The sequence below is a fragment of the Mycobacterium botniense genome (genome assembly GCF_010723305.1).
GTDB lineage: Bacteria > Actinomycetota > Actinomycetes > Mycobacteriales > Mycobacteriaceae > Mycobacterium > Mycobacterium botniense.
This window is the reverse complement of the sequence record NZ_BLKW01000004.1, coordinates 1,631,889-1,649,223: the sequence shown is the minus strand read 5'-3', so window position 1 is coordinate 1,649,223 and position 17,335 is coordinate 1,631,889. Positions and strand designations below refer to the sequence as shown.

Genomic DNA, 17,335 nt, shown 5'->3' with positions numbered 1-17,335 from the left:
AGATGGCTTCCGGAGCGAATACCGACAACGACATCCCGGCGACCGGAGCAACCGCGGTCGCCGACGCGGCCGACCGTGACAGCGCCCAGTTGCCGCAGCACAGCTTTTTGTCCCGGCTCTACACCGGCACGGGCGCGTTCGAGGTGGTGGGCCGGCGCCGGCTGTGGTTCGGGGTAGCCGCCGCAATCGTCGGCATCGCGATCGCCAGCATCGTGGTGCGCGGGTTCAGCTTCGGTATCGACTTCGCCGGCGGCACGAAGGTGTCCTTTCCGCGCGGCGACGCGCAGGTCGCCCAGGTCGAAGACGTTTTCCGGCACGCGCTGGGCAAAGACCCCGAGTCGGTGGTCATCGTCGGCAGTGGTGCGTCGGCGACCGTGCAGATCCGCTCGGAGCACCTGACCAACGCCCAGACAGCCAAGCTGAGAGACGCCTTGTTCACCGCGTTTCATCCCCGAGGCGCCGACGGCAAACCCAGCAAACAAGCCATCAGTGATTCGGCAGTGTCGGAGACCTGGGGCGCTCAGATCACCAAGAAGGCAGTGATCGCGCTGGCGGTGTTTTTGGTGCTGGTCGCTCTGTATATCACCGTGCGCTACGAGCGGTATATGGCCATCTCCGCGCTGGCGGCCATGTTCTTCGATGTGACGGTCACCGCCGGTGTCTACTCGCTGGTCGGCTTCGAGGTCACCCCGGCCACGGTTATCGGCCTGCTGACGATCCTCGGCTTTTCCCTCTACGACACGGTCATCGTCTTCGACAAGGTCGAAGAGAACACGGCGGGCTTCCAGCACACCACCCGGCGCACCTTCGCCGAGCAGGCCAACCTGGCGATCAACCAGACGTTCATGCGCTCGATCAACACCAGCCTGATCTCGGTGCTGCCGGTGCTGGCGCTGCTGGTGGTCGCGGTGTGGCTGCTGGGTGTCGGCACGCTGAAAGACCTGGCGCTGGTGCAGCTGGTCGGCATCCTGGTGGGCACCTATTCGTCGATCTTTTTCGCCACGCCGCTGCTGGTGAGCCTGCGCGAACGCACCGAGCTGGTGCGCACCCACACCCGCCGGGTGTTGCGCCGGCGCAACCCGGCCGCGTCCGCGGACGTGCCGGCCGACTCCGGCGAGCCGCATGAGCAGACCACGCCCGCCGCGGCGGCGTCGAGCGCCCGCGCGGCGGGTAGCAAACCGGCACCGGGTGCGCGGCCGACCGGGGGACGGCGCGGACGTCCGAGCGGTAAGCGGCACGCCGACCGACGTTAGCCCGATGCTGAGGGGATGCCCGGTCACTGTGGGGTTGGCGGTGCTGCTGACCGCTGCGGCCGCGGGTCTTTCGAGCGCGTGTTCGGGAAGCGCCGCCCGTCAGATCGACTATGTGGTCGATGGCGCGCTGATCACCTATAACACCAACACCGTCACCGGCGCCGCGTCGGCCGGGGCGCAGGCGTTCGCGCGCACGCTGACCGGGTTCAGCTACCACGGCCCCGACGGACAGGTGATCGCCGACCACGATTTCGGGACCGTCTCGGTGGTCGGCGGCACACCCCTGGTGCTGGATTACCAGATCGCCGACAACGCGGTCTATTCCGACGGCAGACCGGTCACCTGTGACGACCTGGTGCTGGCGTGGGCAGCGCAATCCGGGCAGTACCCGGCTTTCGCCGCCGCCAGCCAGGCCGGTTACGTTGACATCGTCAACATCGACTGTTCGCCGGGACAGAAGAAAGCCCGGGTGTCTTTCGCCCCGGACCGCACCATCGTGGACTATACCCAGCTTTTCACCGCGACCTCGATGATGCCCTCTCACGTCATCGGCGAGGAGCTGGGCGTGGATGTCACCGGCGCGCTGCTTGGCCACAACATGGCGGTGGTCGACAACATCGCCCGGCTGTGGAACAGCATCTGGGATCTCAAACCCGGTCTCAAGGCCGACATTCTGGGGAAACGCTTCCCATCGTCCGGGCCCTACAAAATCGACAAAGTTCTGGATAACGGCGCGGTTGTGCTGGTGGCAAACGACCGCTGGTGGGGCACCAAGCCACTGACCAGGCGGATCACGGTGCGCCCGGCCGGCGCCGACATTCAAGACCGGCTCAACCACCGGGACGTTGAGGTCGTCGACATTGCGACCGGGTCGGCGGGAGCGCTGATCACACCCGACGATTACCAGCGCACCGACACGCCGTCAGCCGGGATCGAGCAGCTGATCTTCGCCCCCCGGGGACCGTTGTCGCAGACCCCGGCGCGCCGGGCGCTGGCCCTGTGCACGCCGCGCGACCTGATTGCCCGCGACGCCGGGGTGCCGATCGCCAATTCGCGGCTCAACCCCGCCGGCGACGATGTCGTGAGCCAGTCCGACGGCAGCGCCGAAGCCAATCAGTTCCTGCGCTCAGACCCGGCGGCCGCCCGTGCCGCGCTGGGCGGTGCACCGCTGGCGGTGCGTATCGGCTACCGCGCGCCCAACGCCCGGCTGGCCGCCACCGTGGGGGGGATCGCCAAGGCCTGCGCACCGGCCGGGATCACCGTGTCCGACGCAGCCTCCGGCTCCACCGGACCACAGACCCTCACGGACGCAAAGATCGATGTGCTGCTGGCCAGCACCGGTGGGGCCACCGGCAGCGGGTCGACGGGTTCATCGGCGATGGACGCCTATGACCTGCACACCGGCAACGGCAATAACCTCTCGGGTTATCGCAACGGGCAGATCGACGGGATCATCAGCGCGCTGGCGGTATCCGCTGATGCGGGTGACCGGGCGCGGCTGCTGGCGGACGGCGCCCCGGTGCTGTGGGCTGATATGCCGACGCTGCCGCTGTACCGCCAGCAGCGCACACTGCTGACGTTGAAGAAAATGTATGCGGTGAGCAGCAACCCGACCCGGTGGGGCGCGGGCTGGAATATGGACCGATGGGTCCTGGTGCGGTGACGTCCGGATCCGTTGCGCATGTCATCGCCTCCCTGACTCGCGTGGTGGACGATTTCCCTTGCGCGGGAGTGCAATTCAACGATCTGAGCCCACTGTTTTTGGACCGGCGGGGATTCGCCGCGGTGACCGGGGCGCTGGCCGAGGCGGTGTCGGGTGCCGAGGTGGTGGCCGGTCTGGACGCCCGCGGATTTCTGGTGGCCGGCGCCCTCGCCGACCGGTTGGGCACCGGAGTGCTGGCCATCCGCAAGGGCGGCAAGCTGCCGCCCCCGGTGCATACCGAGACCTATGACCTGGAGTACCGCAGCGGCGCCAGCCTGGAGATCCCCGCGACCGGTATCGAGCTTGCGGGCCGGCGGGTGGTTGTGGTCGACGACGTGCTGGCCACCGGCGGCACGGTTGCCGCGGCCTGTCGGCTGCTGGATCGGTGCGGCGCCGTAGTGACCGCGGCTGCGGTGGTGCTCGAGCTCACCGCGCTGGGCGGTCGCGACAGGGTCGCGCCGCTGCCGGTGCACAGCCTGCGCCGGATCTGAGCGATATCCTGGGAGATCGGAGGTGACGACGGTGGCGGATGACCAGGGCACGGCTCAGGCGGTGCAGCCGGCCGTGCAGTCACCACCGATCCCCGAAGCACTGCCGACCGCGGAGCGGGTCGGGCTGAGAACCACCAGCAGCGCGTCCCGGCGGGTGCGGGCCCGGCTGGCGCGGCGGATGACCGCGCAGCGCAATGCCATCAACCCGGTGCTCGAACCGCTGGTCGCAGTGCACCGCGAGATCTACCCGAAGGCCGACCTGTCGCTGCTGCAGCGGGCTTATGAAGTCGCTGAGCAGCGTCACGCCAGCCAGCTGCGCCGGTCGGGGGATCCGTACATCACTCATCCGCTGGCCGTCGCCAACATCCTGGCCGAATTGGGAATGGACACCACCACGCTGGTGGCCGCGCTGTTGCACGACACCGTCGAGGACACCGGTTACACGCTTGAGCAGCTCTCCGAAGAGTTCGGGGCGGAAGTCGGTCACCTGGTCGACGGGGTGACCAAGCTGGACCGGGTGGTGCTGGGAAGTGCGGCCGAAGGTGAGACGATTCGCAAGATGATCACCGCGATGGCCCGTGACCCACGGGTGCTGGTGATCAAGGTGGCCGACCGGCTGCACAACATGCGCACGCTGCGTTTCCTGCCCCCCGAAAAACAGCTCCGAAAAGCCCGCGAGACACTGGAAGTCATCGCGCCGCTTGCTCATCGGCTGGGTATGGCCACTGTCAAGTGGGAGTTGGAGGATCTGGCGTTCGCGATCCTGCACCCCAAAAAATACGAAGAAATCGTGCGACTGGTCGCCGACCGGGCTCCGTCACGAGACATCTACTTGGCCAAAGTACGCGCCGAGATCATCAACACGCTCAATGCGTCGAAGATCAAGGCGACGGTGGAAGGGCGCCCCAAACACTACTGGTCGATCTATCAGAAGATGATCGTCAAGGGCCGCGACTTCGACGATATCCACGACCTGGTCGGTATCCGCATCCTCTGCGACGAGATCCGGGACTGTTATGCCGCTGTGGGCGTAGTGCATTCGCTATGGCAGCCGATGGCGGGACGGTTCAAAGACTATATCGCCCAACCCCGCTACGGGGTGTACCAGTCGTTGCACACGACGGTTATCGGGCCCGAGGGCAAGCCGTTGGAGGTGCAGATCCGCACCCGCGACATGCACCGCACCGCAGAGTACGGCATCGCGGCGCACTGGCGTTACAAAGAAGCCAAGGGCCGCAACGGTATTCCACACCCGCACGCCGTCGCTGAGATCGATGACATGGCCTGGATGCGGCAACTGCTCGACTGGCAACGGGAAGCCGCCGACCCCGGAGAATTCCTCGAGTCGTTGCGCTATGACCTTGCAGTGCAAGAGATTTTCGTGTTCACCCCTAAAGGGGACGTGATCACGCTGCCGGCCGGGTCGACGCCGGTGGACTTCGCCTACGCCATTCACACCGAGGTCGGGCATCGTTGCATCGGCGCCCGCGTCAACGGCCGGCTGGTCGCCCTGGAACGCAAACTGGAAAACGGGGAAGTCGTTGAGATTTTCACCTCCAAGGCCCCCAATGCCGGACCGTCGCGCGACTGGCAGCAGTTTGTGGTGTCACCGCGCGCCAAAGCCAAAATCCGGCAGTGGTTCGCCAAGGAGCGCCGTGAAGAAGCGCTGGAGGCCGGTAAGGAAGCGATGGCACGCGAAGTGCGCCGCGTCGGGCTTCCGCTGCAGCGCTTGGTAAACGGGGTGTCCATGGCGGCGGTTGCCCGAGAGCTGCACTACGCCGATGTGTCGGCGCTCTACACCGCGATCGGTGACGGACATGTGTCGGCGCGGCATGTGGTGCAGCGGCTGGTGGCCCAGCTCGGCGGCATGGACCAGGCCGAGGAAGAGCTCGCCGAGCGCTCCACCCCGGCAACGATGCCCCGACGGCAGCGCAGCACCGACGATACCGGGGTGGCGGTGCCCGGCGCCCCGGGTGTGTTGACCAAGCTGGCCAAATGCTGCACCCCGGTGCCCGGTGACCAGATCATGGGATTCGTCACCCGCGGCGGCGGAGTCAGTGTGCACCGCACCGACTGCACCAACGCGGCGTCGCTGCAGCAGCAGAGCGAGCGCATCATCGAGGTGCGCTGGGCGCCGTCGGCGTCGTCAGTATTTCTGGTGGCGATCCAGGTGGAAGCCCTCGACCGGCACCGGTTGCTCTCCGACATCACCCGCGCGCTGGCCGACGAGAAAGTCAATATCTTGTCCGCATCGGTCACCACGTCCGGAGACCGCGTGGCGATCAGCCGCTTCACCTTCGAGATGGGTGACCCCAAACATCTCGGGCATCTGCTCGACGTGGTGCGCAATGTCGAAGGCGTGTACGACGTTTACCGGGTGACGTCGGCGGCCTGACCCGTGCCGGGGAGAGCCCGGGCCCCTGTCACCAGCCCGTGCGGGTCAGGGCTGTTGATAGCAGAACTGGCCGAACCGTCCCGCCGGCTGGCAAATGGTGCGGACGTGGGGCTGGCTCGGCGGTTGCTGGTGAGCTTGACTCCACGAGGCGGCGGGCCCGTTCCCGGGCGGCGGGCACGGATCTGTCGGGGTGGCCGGGCACTGCGGGTTATCCGCGTGGGCTGGCACTAGCCCTGCGACGTCGCCCAGCGGGCAGATGATCAGCAGCGCGCTGACGGCGGTGATAACGGGGTGTGACCGCCACATCGGGCGGGGGACCGCAGTCTGGAGTGCCGACATAGTCGTGCTCCTTGTTCCGGGCGTACCCCTTGTTACGGACATGTTAAACCCATGTTACACGACGATTGTCCACAGGAGTAGACAGTGCTCCCGTAACCGGATATTTACGTCCGCTGACTCGGCGCAGCGTCCACCTGCACACTACTGTCGGTGGACATGGACGACCGCGATAAGGACCCCGCGGTGGTGTTGCCCTACCTGGTCGGCAGACCCCTTGCCGCCGCCGAGGTCTACGAGGCGTTCGGATACCGCAAATCGGCGTACTATAAGGCGGCGCGCGAGCGCAGGCTGGTCACCGCCGACAACCTCATCAGGGTGGCCAAATATTTCGGGTTGAACCCCGTCGACCTTCAGGTTCGTTTCGGGCTGATTCCACCCGAAGCGGTCATCGAATACGTGGAATCCGCCTCCGGTCACCGGCGACTGCCTGACCGCCAGCCCGAGCCCGGCGCGCCGATCCGCTAACGGGCCGGCTGAAAGATCTAGGGTCAGTCCAGCCGCACCGACTTGATGATGACCTCAGTTGCGGGTGGGCCGTCATCACCGCCGCCCGCGACACCGGCCTTGGCGATCTTGTCCAGGGTGGCCAGCCCGTCCTGCTGGATGGTGCCGAACACGGTGTACTCCGGGGGCAGCTGCGAGTCCTTGTACACCATGAAGAACTGGCTGCCGTTGGTGTTGGGCCCGGAGTTGGCCATGGCCAGGGTGCCGCGCGGGTAGACGACGGGCTGGTGCAACGCGGGATCGTCGGGCTGGTATTGGTCGGTGGGGTATTCGTTGGCAAACTGATAACCGGGCCCGCCGGTGCCATCGCCCTTGGGGTCTCCGCACTGCAGCACACCCAGCGTCGCCGACGTGGTCAGCCGGTGGCACTTGGTGTCGTCGAAAAACTTCTGGCTAATCAGGCTCGCGAAACTGTTGACCGTACAAGGTGATTCGTTGTTGGCCAACAGCAGGCCGACATTGCCCTGGTTGGTGACCATGCTGACGCTGACGGTTGCCGGGTCGGTGGGCACCTTACCGGAGCGCGGAGGCTTCACCGGTTTGCTGGCCGGGTCCGGCGATGGCGGGTACTGGCAGTTGGCGCCCAGGTTGGCCGTGGGCTTGAATGCCGGCAACGGCGGCACACCGGCCAGCGCTGAAGCAGCGGACGTCGTTGTGCTGCTTTGCGCCGACGCTGCTTTGTGCGCGTGCTCCCGATTAGTCATCACCACCGTGGCCACAGCGACGGTCAGCACCACCAGCGCCGCAACCGATCCCCCGACGATCATCATGATGCGGCGTCGACGGGCTTGCTGTGCGCGGCGCTGAAGCTGCCGTTCGAGTTTGCGTTTCGCTGCCGCACGTCGCTGTTCGTTGGTCGGCACCGCCGGTATCCCTTTCTGGTCGTGGTTGAGTGAGTCTGGACCGAGTGTGCCAGCTGATGCTGAGTGCCGGCAGTGCCGACCCGTCTCGGTGTCACCGCCCCGCAGCTCGCCGCCCGCTGCGCAGCGGCGGCGGGCGGCCGGTTGGCCTGTGCTGATCGGTGTGTCACCGCGGAAGTGGATTAGGGCCCAATACGACAGGGCGGTCGATTTGTCCCGCGGTAGAGCAGGCATGTGCGCTGCCGGCATCCGCAGTGTTCGCCGCAGAGCGTTGGACGAGCCAGAGCTGATCTCGTGCGGCCGCCGGAACTGGTTGAGCGGACACGTGTTTCGCTGGTGCACTGCGGGGCGCATTCACTGTCGACGGCGGAGATTGCGCGAGTTCACGTTCGCCGGCGCCGATCTCGCCACCGGCCCGAACAGCCGTAACCGCGACTCAGGATTTCTTAACCCGCGCCGAACTATCACAAACCCCTTCGCCGAACCGTTCGCGACGGGATTCCCATCGCTATCCAACGCACGCGCAACAACCCAAATACACACGAGTGCAACATAAATCGCTCCACAGGCCATGCCGGACAGGTTTGTGGCACCCGCTCATCTTGGGTGTTTTCCAATCAGTGACTTCGCGGTTTGACACCGCTGTGCGCAACGGGTAAACAAAGCGTGTTCTCAGTCAAAGCTTAGGTTGACAGTGCACCGGTCACAGCACGGAAGGTGGGGTAGGTCATGGCTGGAGGTCCGCGGAGTCGGCGGCAGCGGCGTCAGGCGGGTGGGGATGCTCGTCGGCGGCGGGTGGTGGTGCGCGGTTTTGGTGTGGGTGCGGCGGCTGCGGGGTTGGTGGCGGCCGCGGGTGCTACCGCGCCGGGGGCGCAGGCCGACATTTTAGATGTGATCATCGATCCCATTATTGATCCGATGATGAGCGCGCTGAGTGCGGGGATGAGTGATCTGGGTGGGGCCGCCGCGGCGCTGGGTGTCGGGGGGGCTGGCTGATGTGGGGTCGGCCACGTCGGTGTCGGCTGATCCGCTGGGCGGATTGGATGCGGCGCTGGTAGGGGTGGTGCAAGACCTCAACAACGTGGTGAACGGGGTGGCCCAGGATTGGATCACCAGCCCGATCGGGGGGCCTGTTGATGAGGTGATCAACACCCCGTTTGTGTTGTTGTTTGGCCGGGATTTGATTGGTAACGGGATCAATGATTTCACCGGGACTAATGATTCGCTGTTGGGTAGCTCGGGGTTGTTCGGCAATCTGAGTGATGGCGGGTTTTTGATCGGTAACGGCGGCACCGGGGCCACGGGGGTGGCCGGGGTTGATGGGGGTGCCGGCGGGATTGGGGGTCTGGTGGAGGGGGGTGGTGCGGGCATGGTGGTGGGTGCTGGTGGGGGGGTGGTGCAGGGGGGGGGGTGGGGCGGGGTGGCGGGGGGGGGGGCCGGTGGTTGGGCACCAATGGTGGTGGCCGGTGGGGCCGGGGGCCGGGGAGCCGGTGGCACCGGTGGTACCGGCGGGGCCGGGGCTGCCGGCAGTGACACGGTTGCTGCGGGTAACGGCGGCGCCGGTGGTGCCGCGGGCAATGGTGGCACCGGTGGTGTCGGTGGGGCCGGTGGTGCCGGCGGCGATGGTGGTGTCGGCGGCATCTTTGGTTACACCGGGGCCGGTGGTGACGGTGGCGCCGGCGGGGCCGGCGGTATCGGCGGTGACGGTGGTGTCGGTGGCACCGGTGGAGTCGGTGGCGCCAACTCGCTGCTGGTGTCTGGTACCGGCGGGACCGGTGGTGATGGCGGCGCCGGTGGTAACGCCGGGGCCGGTGGCGCCGGTGAAGGCAGGGCCGCGGGCACCGGGAGCGTTAATGGCACGGCCGGGACCAACGGCGCCAGCGGTATCGAAGGGAACGGCGGTATGGGTGGCACCGGTGGGGCCGGTGGCACCAATGGTGCGGCGTGTGAGCGGTGCGCTTGGCTCCGGCGGCACCGGCGGTAACGGTGGTACCGGTGGTGAGGGTTATGTCGGCGGCACCGGCGGTACCGGTGGGGCCGGTGGCGCGAACTCGGCCGCGCTTGCCACCGGAGGCACCGGCGGTAACGGTGGTACCGGTGGGGCCGGCACCCACACTGCGGGTACCGGTGGTACCGGTGGAGCTGGCGGTAAATCGACAGGTGACGCCACCACCGGCGGGACCGGCGGTAACGGCGGTACGGGTGCGGCCGGTGCGGCTGGTCAGGTCGGCGGCGCCGGTGGTACCGGCGGGGCCGGCGGTGACGCGACAGGCACCGCTGGTATCGGCGGTAACGGTGGCACCGGCGGCACCGGCGGTGTCGGTGGGACCGGCACCACGCTCGGCGCTAATGGTGGCGCGGGCGGTCAAGGTGGTATGGGTGGCACCGGTACCACAACCGGCGGCACCGGTGGTACGGGCGGTACCGGCGGGGCTGGTGGTAACGCCACCGAGTCCAGCGGTATCGGCGGCACCGGCGGCACGGGTGGCACCGGCGGCACCGGAGGCACCGGTGACGGTGTGGCCGGGACGGCCGGCTCGGCTGGTCAGCCCGGTGTGACACCCACCGACGCCACCGGCGGGGCCGGTGGGGCCGGCGGCGCCGGCGGGGCCGGCGGCAGCTAACCTCCGCAGTGAGTCGGCAGGTGGGGTCTCCTCCGCTTCGGCGGGGGAGACCCCACCATCGTTGCGCGGCCACGTGCGAAGCACCCGAGGGCTGGGTGGGGTCGCCCCGGCGAATTTCCCGCCGCCGCGCGGTTACGCGGATGTCAGAGGTGTGCAGGCTGTGCTGTCGACGCTGCCCAGGGGACGCGCCACCAGATTGTGTTGACGCGCCAGTCCACACCTGGCCGCGAGGCTGGAGCAGATTCCCGACCATCGGCAACACGAGCGCTTGACGTCGAGTGTGTAGGCTCAAAGACCCTCAAAGACCGGAGGCAGGCGGATAATCGGCTCGCCTACCACTCCTACACAGGGGTGCGAAAGACGCCCTCAGCGGCTTGTACACCAGCGCTACCACGCAAGTGGCATAGAACCACGAGATGCAGGCGCGCTGGCTGGTTATTGGCCGTGTCACGTGGTCACGTGTGCGGGTGATCCGCAGCCTAAGGCGATCGGCCCGCTGATGCTGAGCAGCAGGCGCTCCGGCCCAGCGGGCCCCAGTACGGCGCTGCCGCAGGGGCGCCGACATTGGCCGACCCGAAGTGCCCTGACGCACCGAACACCGCGGATGCGGCCGAGCCACAACGTGACGCCGACAATCCGCACGATGCCCGGGCCAACCAGGTGACGCGCCGAAACCCGGGTGCCGGCGGTAACCGGGAAGCTGCTCAGCACATTCCGCCGGCCGGTGCCTCGACGAAGGCTGTCAGGTCTCGGTGACAAGACTGCGATCGGAAATCACCGGGGCCGATTCCGCAACCCTGTGGACGACGTTCGGCCAGTATCAGAAAATACTAGCGAGGTCTAACCAAACCGTGCTGATAGCCGGAAGCAGATCCGCCGTTATCCCTTGGATTTGCGCAGCTATAGACTCGGCCGGGATTGCAAGATCGCCAATTAATGTGCTCACATTTATATCGCTGGGTCCCAAGCCGGTGAATACATCACTTGCGGCCGCACTAGCGGGGCTCAGATATAGACCGGTGATTAACTTAATCAGTACATTAATCACACTGTCATTACTGATACCCAAGTCGTTGAGCAGTCCGCCCAGTGTCAGATTCTGGAGGAAGCTGACGTTGTCCAGGTCACCGAGCAGGGTGTCCACGGTCACGTTGCTGAGCCCCAGGCCGCTGAGCAGGCTATCCACTGTCGCGGTGTCCGGAATCAGGCCGCTCGTGAGGATGTTACCCAAAGTCACGTCGTTAATACCGAGATTCGCTAACGTGCTGCCCACAGTCATGGTTTGCAGGAAGTCGACTTTGCTCAGACCGCCGAGCAGGGTGTCCAGGGTCACGTCGCCGATACCCAGGTTATTCAGCACGTCGACAACGGTAAGCGAAGAAATAGCGAGGTTAGGGTCGCTGGTCAAATTTACCAGGCCGGCAAATACATCTGCATTCGTCAGGCCTAAATAATTCAGAAGCTCGCCGACGTCGGTAATCCCAAGAGGGCTAAGGACAGCCAGTAAGTCATTTACTGCAGTGGGCTGCGCACCCAGGTCGGTAAGGACGGTGCTGATGGGAACGTTCTGGAGGTCTACCGCGTCAACAAGATTGCCAAACGTCAGATTGCTCAGGCCTAACGCGTCGATGACAGGTGTGAAGCTTTGCAGCACGGTGCCGAGATCTTCGTTGAACCCCAGGTTAGTGACCAAACTGTCGAGTGTGTCATTCCCCAAACCCAGGGCATTGACAAGGGTGGTCAGGAAGGGCACCAGCCCCTCGTTGCTCAAGCCCAGGCCATTGAGCAAATCACCCAGCGTGACGTTGCTCAGGCCCAACGGACCAACCAGGGAGCTCAGCAACTGATCTAGGGGTGTCTGGCCTAAGCCCAAGTCATTGACCAGACCGCTTACCGTGTCACCACCCAAGCCCAGGGAATTGGCAAGAGTGGTCGCGAACGGAATCAGCCCCTTGTTGCTCAGGCCCAGTAGATCAATCAAATCGCCCAGCGTGAACGTCAAGTTGCTCAGGCTCAGCGCGTCGACTGCACCGCTCGCCAATGGAGTCGCATCAGCAATGGAGGTCAACGTCACAGGCCGGTGCTGGATGTCGAGAGCCTGCAGTCCCGCTGGGCAAACACCGATGAGCCCAGCGCCAAGGATCGCGATACCAGCAGTGACCGACGGCCGGAGTGTGTTGGCGCGCATTATACCCCCTCGAAGTAAGCAAAACACTTGCGGCGATGTTAAATTTCCCACAGGAGAATGTCAACACAACTTAAGAATTGATGCCAGCGGACAGTTCCTCGCGAACCCCTGGCTGGCGGCGTGAGACCACTCGTGACTCCAGATGCTTTGGCGCCCAGAGCTTTTCGGCACGACGAAGCAACACAGGGTAGTCTGGTAACGCTGGTCAAACTGGCAATGAAATGCCGAGTACCAAGCCAGGATGCCCGGACGGGTTCGCAAAACCGGTAGTTGGCTGCTAGTTGAGCGGAAACACCGATCGTAACGGTGGCCGCCGAACAGAGGCCCGACGAGAGGACGGCAGCCACAAGCCCGCCGAGAGACTACGGGGGCGCACGGGGCTCCTCGTCGGGCGACCCTATGCCGGATCTTATTCGGCCTCAAGGTCGTTCGTCCTCGCTGCGCGGCGGGCGCTGCACCGTGACCCCGATCGTGAGCGCGGGCGACAACGAGGCGCCGGACAACGAAAAACCACCCGGATCCACCCGCTACCGGGGCCCCGCATCACAGATAAGGGGTTGCTAGCTGTTGCGGGTTGAGTGGTCGGTAGTTGTCGGTGGTGTGCTGGAGGAACAGAAGCATGAATCTGGCGGCGTGGGCGGAGCGAAACGGTGTGGCGCGGGTGAGCGCGTGGGCCACGACCCAGCGGGTCGTCGTCGACAAGGTGGTGACCGAGGTTGGTGCTGCGCTGGGCGGGCATCGCCGCAGGTTTCTTACTCTGTTAGGCGATCCGGCGGTGACGTGAATCGTGGTGGAGCATCGGGATCGGTTCTGCCGGTTCGGCTCTGAGTATGTCGAAGCCGCATTCGCCGCCCAGGGCCGTGAGCTGGTGGTGGTCGACTCGGCCGAGGTTGACGATGACTTGGTGCGGGATATGACAGAGATTTTGACCTCGATGTGTGCGCGACGCTATGGCAAACGCGCGGCGGCCAACCGGGCTCGCCACGCAGCAGCGCGGCGGGGTCGTCGTAGGAGCGGAGGCGGCCTGATGGCCAGATTCGAGGTGCCCGAGGGGTGGTGTGTGCAGGCGTTTCGGTTCACCCTGGACCCGGCCGAGGACCAGGCCCGGTCGCTGGCCCGGCATTTCGGGGCTCGGCGCAAGGCATTCAACTGGACCGTGGCCACCCTGAAAGCCGATATCGCGGCCTGGCGTGCGGGGGGTGTCGGGATCGCGAAGCCGTCGCTGCGGGTGCTGCGCAAACGCTGGAACACCGTCAAGGACGAGGTTTGCGTCAACGCAGAGACCGGGCAGGTGTGGTGGCCGGAATGCTCGAAAGAGGCCTACGCCGACGGGATTGGCGGGGCGGTGGATGCCTACTGGAACTGGCAGACCTCGCGGGCGGGCACGCGCGCGGGCAAGCGTGTCGGCTTCCCGCGGTGCAAGCGCAAGGGACGCGACGCCGATCGGGTGGCGTTTTCGACCGGGGCGATGCGGGTCGAGCCAGACCGGCGACACCTGACGCTGCCGGTGATCGGCACGGTGCGCACCCATGAGAACACCCGCCGGGTGGAGCGGCTGATCACCACAGGCCGGGCGCGGGTGCTGGCGGTCAGTGTGCGCCGTAACGGCACCCGGATCGATGCCAGCGTGCGAGTTGTTGTCCACCGCCCCCAGCACGCGAAGGTTGCGCAGCCCGACTCACGGGTGGGTGTTGATGTCGGGGTCCGCCGGCTGGCCACGGTGGCTACCGTGGACGGCACGGTGATCGAGCGAGTGCCCAACCCGCGCCGGCTTGATGCCGCGCTGGGCGAGTTGCGGCATGTCTGCTGTGCCCGGTCGCGCTGCGTGAAAGGTTCACGACAATATCGTGAGCGCACCACCGAGATGTCCCGGCTGCATCGCCGGGTCACCGATGTCCGCACCCATCACCTGCACGTCCTGACAACACGATTGGCCAAAACCCACGGCCGCATCGTTGTCGAAGGTTTGGACGCGGCGGGGATGCTGCGGCAAAAGGGCCTGCCGGGTGCCCGCGCCAGGCGGCGCGGACTGTCCGATGCCGCCTTGGGCACCCCGCGTCGGCACCTGTCCTACACGACGGTCTGGTACGGATCACAACTCGTGGTCGCCGATCGCTGGTTCCCGTCATCGAAAACCTGCCACGCCTGCGGGCATGTGCGAGACATCGGCTGGGACGACCATTGGCTATGCGACGCTTGCTTGGCGTCGCATCAGCGTGATGACAACGCCGCCGTGACCCTCGCGCGCTACCAGGAAACCATTAGCGTCGTCGGCCCAGTCGGGGCCGCCGTCAAGCGTGGAGCCGACCCTAAGACCGGGCCTCGCCCGGCGGGTGGCCGTGAAGCGCGGAAGGGACGCAGCCGCAAGGCTGCCGAACAACCCCGAGACGGGGTGCAAGTCGCGTGATCACTAAAGACCACTCACTTGCAACGGTGACGAGATGGGACACTGGGGATCGTGTTGATCACCGGATTTCCCGCGGGCTTGCTGCAGTGCAACTGTTATGTGCTCGCTCCGCGTCAGGGGGCCGACGCCGTCATCGTGGACCCGGGCCAGCGGGCGATGGGCCCGCTGCGGCGTATCCTCGACGAGCACCGGCTCACCCCGGCTGCGGTGCTGCTCACCCACGGGCACATCGACCACATGTGGTCGGCCCAGAAAGTGTCGGACACCTTCGGCTGCCCCACCTACATCCATCCCGAGGATCGGTTCATGCTCACCGACCCGATCAACGGTGTGGGTCCGCGGCTGGCGCAGCTGCTGGCGGGCGCGTTCTTCCGCGAGCCCAAACAGGTCGTCGAACTCGGCCGTGACGGTGACAAGCTCGACCTTGGCGGCATCCCGATCACCGTGGACCACACCCCGGGGCACACCCGCGGGTCGGTCGCTTTCCGCGTGCCGCGGGAGTATTCGAGCACGACCGATGTGGTGTTCACCGGTGACACACTGTTCGCTCGGTCGGTGGGCCGCACCGACCTGCCCGGCGGCAGCGGGCGTGACCTGCTGTGCTCGATCGTGGACAAACTGCTGGTACTGGACGACGACACCGTGGTGCTGCCCGGGCACGGCCCCAAAACCACCATCGGCGCTGAACGCCACGAAAACCCGTTCCTCGAAGGCCTGAGCTCGTGAGTGCCTTTTCCGCGCCGAAGGGGGTGCCGGACTACGTTCCGCCGGAGTCGGCGCAATTCGTGGCGGTGCGCGACGGGCTGCTCGCGGCCGCCCGCCGGGCGGGCTACCGCGATATCGAACTGCCGGTTTTCGAGGACACGGCGCTGTTCGCCCGCGGCGTGGGCGAGTCCACCGATGTGGTGTCCAAGGAGATGTACACCTTCGCCGATCGCGGCGAGCGGTCGGTGACGCTGCGCCCGGAAGGCACCGCCGGGGTGGTGCGCGCGGTAATCGAACACGGCCTGGACCGCGGCGCGCTGCCGGTCAAACTCTGCTATGCGGGGCCGTTCTTCCGCTATGAGCGCCCCCAGGCCGGCCGCTACCGTCAGCTGCAGCAGGTCGGGGTGGAGGCCATCGGTGTCGACGACCCGGCGCTGGACGCCGAGGTGATCGCGGTGGCCGACGCGGGGTTCCGCTCACTGGGCCTGGAGGGATTCCGGCTGGAAATCACCTCGCTGGGCGACGACACCTGTCGGCCACAGTACCGGGAATTGTTGCAGGAGTTCCTGTTTGCGCTCGACCTGGACGAGGAGACCCGCAGGCGCGCCGAGATCAACCCGATGCGGGTACTCGACGACAAACGCCCGCAGATCAAGGCGATGACGGCCGATGCGCCGGTGATGCTTGACCATCTCTCCGATGTCGCCAAGCAGCACTTCGACACCGTGCTGGCGCATTTGGACGCCTTCGGCGTGCGGTATGTGATCAACCCTCGTCTGGTGCGGGGACTGGACTACTACACCAAGACCGCGTTCGAATTCGTGCACGACGGGCTGGGCGCGCAATCGGGTATCGGTGGCGGTGGGCGCTACGACGGACTGATGCGCCAGCTCGGCGGAGCCGACCTGTCCGGCATCGGATTCGGGCTCGGTGTCGACCGCACCATGCTGGCGTTGCGCGCCGAGGGCAAAACCGTGGGGGAGACTGCGCGCTGTGAGGTATTCGGTGTGCCGCTGAGCGAGCAGGCCAAGCTGCGACTGGCGGTGCTGGCCGCACAGTTGCGGGCCGCCGGTGTGCGCGTCGACCTGGCCTACGGTCAGCGAGGGCTCAAGGGTGCGATGCGGGCCGCCGACCGCTCGGGGGCGCGCCTGACGTTGATCGCCGGTGATCGGGATATCGAGGCCGGCACGGTCGCAGTGAAAGACCTGTTCACCGGTGAGCAGGTTGACGTGGCGATCACCACCGTCGTGGCCGAGGTGATATCGCGTCTGGGTGTGACGGGTTCATAGCTTTCCGGGCCTGATCCGCTCCGCCGGCGAGATCACTTGTGTCACTGCGGTTGCTGGGGTATCTGCTGCTCCTATTCGTGACTGGCATCTGCACCAAGGCGATGCGCGCGTTGTTGGCGGCGCGGTCACCGGCGCGTGAGAGCCAATGTGTGGTGGTCTGCCCGATGATGCCGGCACGGGCAGCTTCTGCGGCGGGTGCATCGATTTGGGATCGGGACTGCACGAACTGCACACGTTGCGCCAGCAGCTTGACTGCGACAAGCACCGACTGCGCCCACGGATCAGCCACGGTCTTGGGGCGATTTGATCGCCGCGGTGTAACCGGCGTGGGGAACTCCGTGTCGCCAGCGGCTGCGCCGGTCATCGTGATCGCGGCGAGGTGGATGGTGTCGACGGGGGTGTCTGCGCCGCCGACGATGAGCGTGGATTCTGCCAAGATGGGGGTGTCCCTTCTGATCTGACGGTGGATAGGGCACACACCGACAGGGCGGGCAGACAACACACCGGTGAGAACGGCCAGGCTCCTGACCAAGTCATGTCCGCGCCGACCCGCGTGCTCACGGCACGCACCACACAGG

11 protein-coding genes and 2 pseudogenes are annotated in these 17,335 nt (G+C 66.2%); 11 read left to right on the top strand and 2 right to left on the bottom strand.

Annotation, left to right across the window (positions count from 1 at the left end):
• Nucleotides 1-2: 2 nt before the first annotated feature.
• The 5 genes from secF to G6N08_RS17530 all read left to right on the top strand — a co-directional run bounded on the left by secF (nt 3) and on the right by G6N08_RS17530 (nt 6,645).
• The gene (secF, locus tag G6N08_RS17550; RefSeq protein ID WP_163759361.1) at nt 3-1,253 is read left to right on the top strand and encodes a protein translocase subunit SecF; all 1,251 of its coding nucleotides are present in this window, start codon (nt 3-5) and stop codon (nt 1,251-1,253) included.
• 4 nt (nt 1,254-1,257) lie between these two features.
• The gene (locus G6N08_RS17545) at nt 1,258-2,916 is read left to right on the top strand and encodes an ABC transporter substrate-binding protein (protein WP_163759359.1); all 1,659 of its coding nucleotides are present in this window, start codon (nt 1,258-1,260) and stop codon (nt 2,914-2,916) included.
• The gene (locus G6N08_RS17540) at nt 2,898-3,446 is read left to right on the top strand and encodes an adenine phosphoribosyltransferase (RefSeq protein WP_163759357.1); all 549 of its coding nucleotides are present in this window, start codon (nt 2,898-2,900) and stop codon (nt 3,444-3,446) included. Before G6N08_RS17545 ends, G6N08_RS17540 begins: the two co-directional genes overlap by 19 nt.
• 31 nt (nt 3,447-3,477) lie before the next feature.
• Entirely contained in the window at nt 3,478-5,841 is a 2,364-nt protein-coding gene (locus G6N08_RS17535; protein WP_163759356.1) for a RelA/SpoT family protein, read from the top strand.
• 495 nt (nt 5,842-6,336) lie between these two features.
• Nucleotides 6,337-6,645 (top strand): helix-turn-helix transcriptional regulator, encoded by a 309-nt coding sequence (locus tag G6N08_RS17530; protein ID WP_163759354.1) that lies wholly within the window; start codon nt 6,337-6,339, stop codon nt 6,643-6,645.
• 23 nt (nt 6,646-6,668) lie between these two features.
• Here the strand turns inward: G6N08_RS17530 and G6N08_RS17525 are convergent, their stop codons facing one another.
• Complete coding sequence (locus G6N08_RS17525) at nt 6,669-7,547, bottom strand: peptidylprolyl isomerase (protein WP_163759352.1); 879 nt, start codon at nt 7,545-7,547, stop codon at nt 6,669-6,671.
• 726 nt (nt 7,548-8,273) lie between these two features.
• Between G6N08_RS17525 and G6N08_RS17520 the strand changes: the two genes are divergently transcribed.
• The gene (locus G6N08_RS17520) at nt 8,274-8,540 is read left to right on the top strand and encodes a hypothetical protein (RefSeq protein ID WP_163759350.1); all 267 of its coding nucleotides are present in this window, start codon (nt 8,274-8,276) and stop codon (nt 8,538-8,540) included.
• Between the two features lie 85 nt (nt 8,541-8,625).
• A pseudogene (locus tag G6N08_RS21125) lies at nt 8,626-10,168 on the top strand (hypothetical protein).
• A gap of 820 nt (nt 10,169-10,988) precedes the next feature.
• On the opposite strand, the gene G6N08_RS17505 reads toward G6N08_RS21125, so the two are convergent.
• The gene (locus G6N08_RS17505) at nt 10,989-12,356 is read right to left on the bottom strand and encodes a hypothetical protein (protein WP_163759343.1); all 1,368 of its coding nucleotides are present in this window, start codon (nt 12,354-12,356) and stop codon (nt 10,989-10,991) included.
• 652 nt (nt 12,357-13,008) lie between these two features.
• On the opposite strand from G6N08_RS17505, the pseudogene G6N08_RS17500 reads away from it, so the two are divergent.
• The 4 genes and pseudogenes from G6N08_RS17500 to hisS all read left to right on the top strand — a co-directional run.
• A pseudogene (locus G6N08_RS17500) lies at nt 13,009-13,350 on the top strand (IS607 family transposase); the annotation flags it as partial.
• A 33-nt stretch (nt 13,351-13,383) separates the two neighbouring features.
• Nucleotides 13,384-14,763 carry an IS607 family element RNA-guided endonuclease TnpB gene (gene tnpB / locus G6N08_RS17495; RefSeq protein WP_163760822.1) on the top strand — a complete coding sequence of 460 codons (1,380 nt, stop codon included), beginning with the start codon at nt 13,384-13,386 and terminating at the stop codon, nt 14,761-14,763.
• Nucleotides 14,764-14,814: 51 nt separating this feature from the next.
• Nucleotides 14,815-15,489: an MBL fold metallo-hydrolase gene (locus G6N08_RS17490; protein ID WP_163759341.1), complete on the top strand. Its 675-nt coding sequence runs from the start codon at nt 14,815-14,817 to the stop codon at nt 15,487-15,489.
• Nucleotides 15,486-16,757, top strand: a complete 1,272-nt coding sequence (gene hisS, locus G6N08_RS17485) for a histidine--tRNA ligase (RefSeq protein ID WP_163759339.1) — start codon at nt 15,486-15,488, stop codon at nt 16,755-16,757. Before G6N08_RS17490 ends, hisS begins: the two co-directional genes overlap by 4 nt.
• The last annotated feature ends 578 nt before the right edge of the window (nt 16,758-17,335 follow it).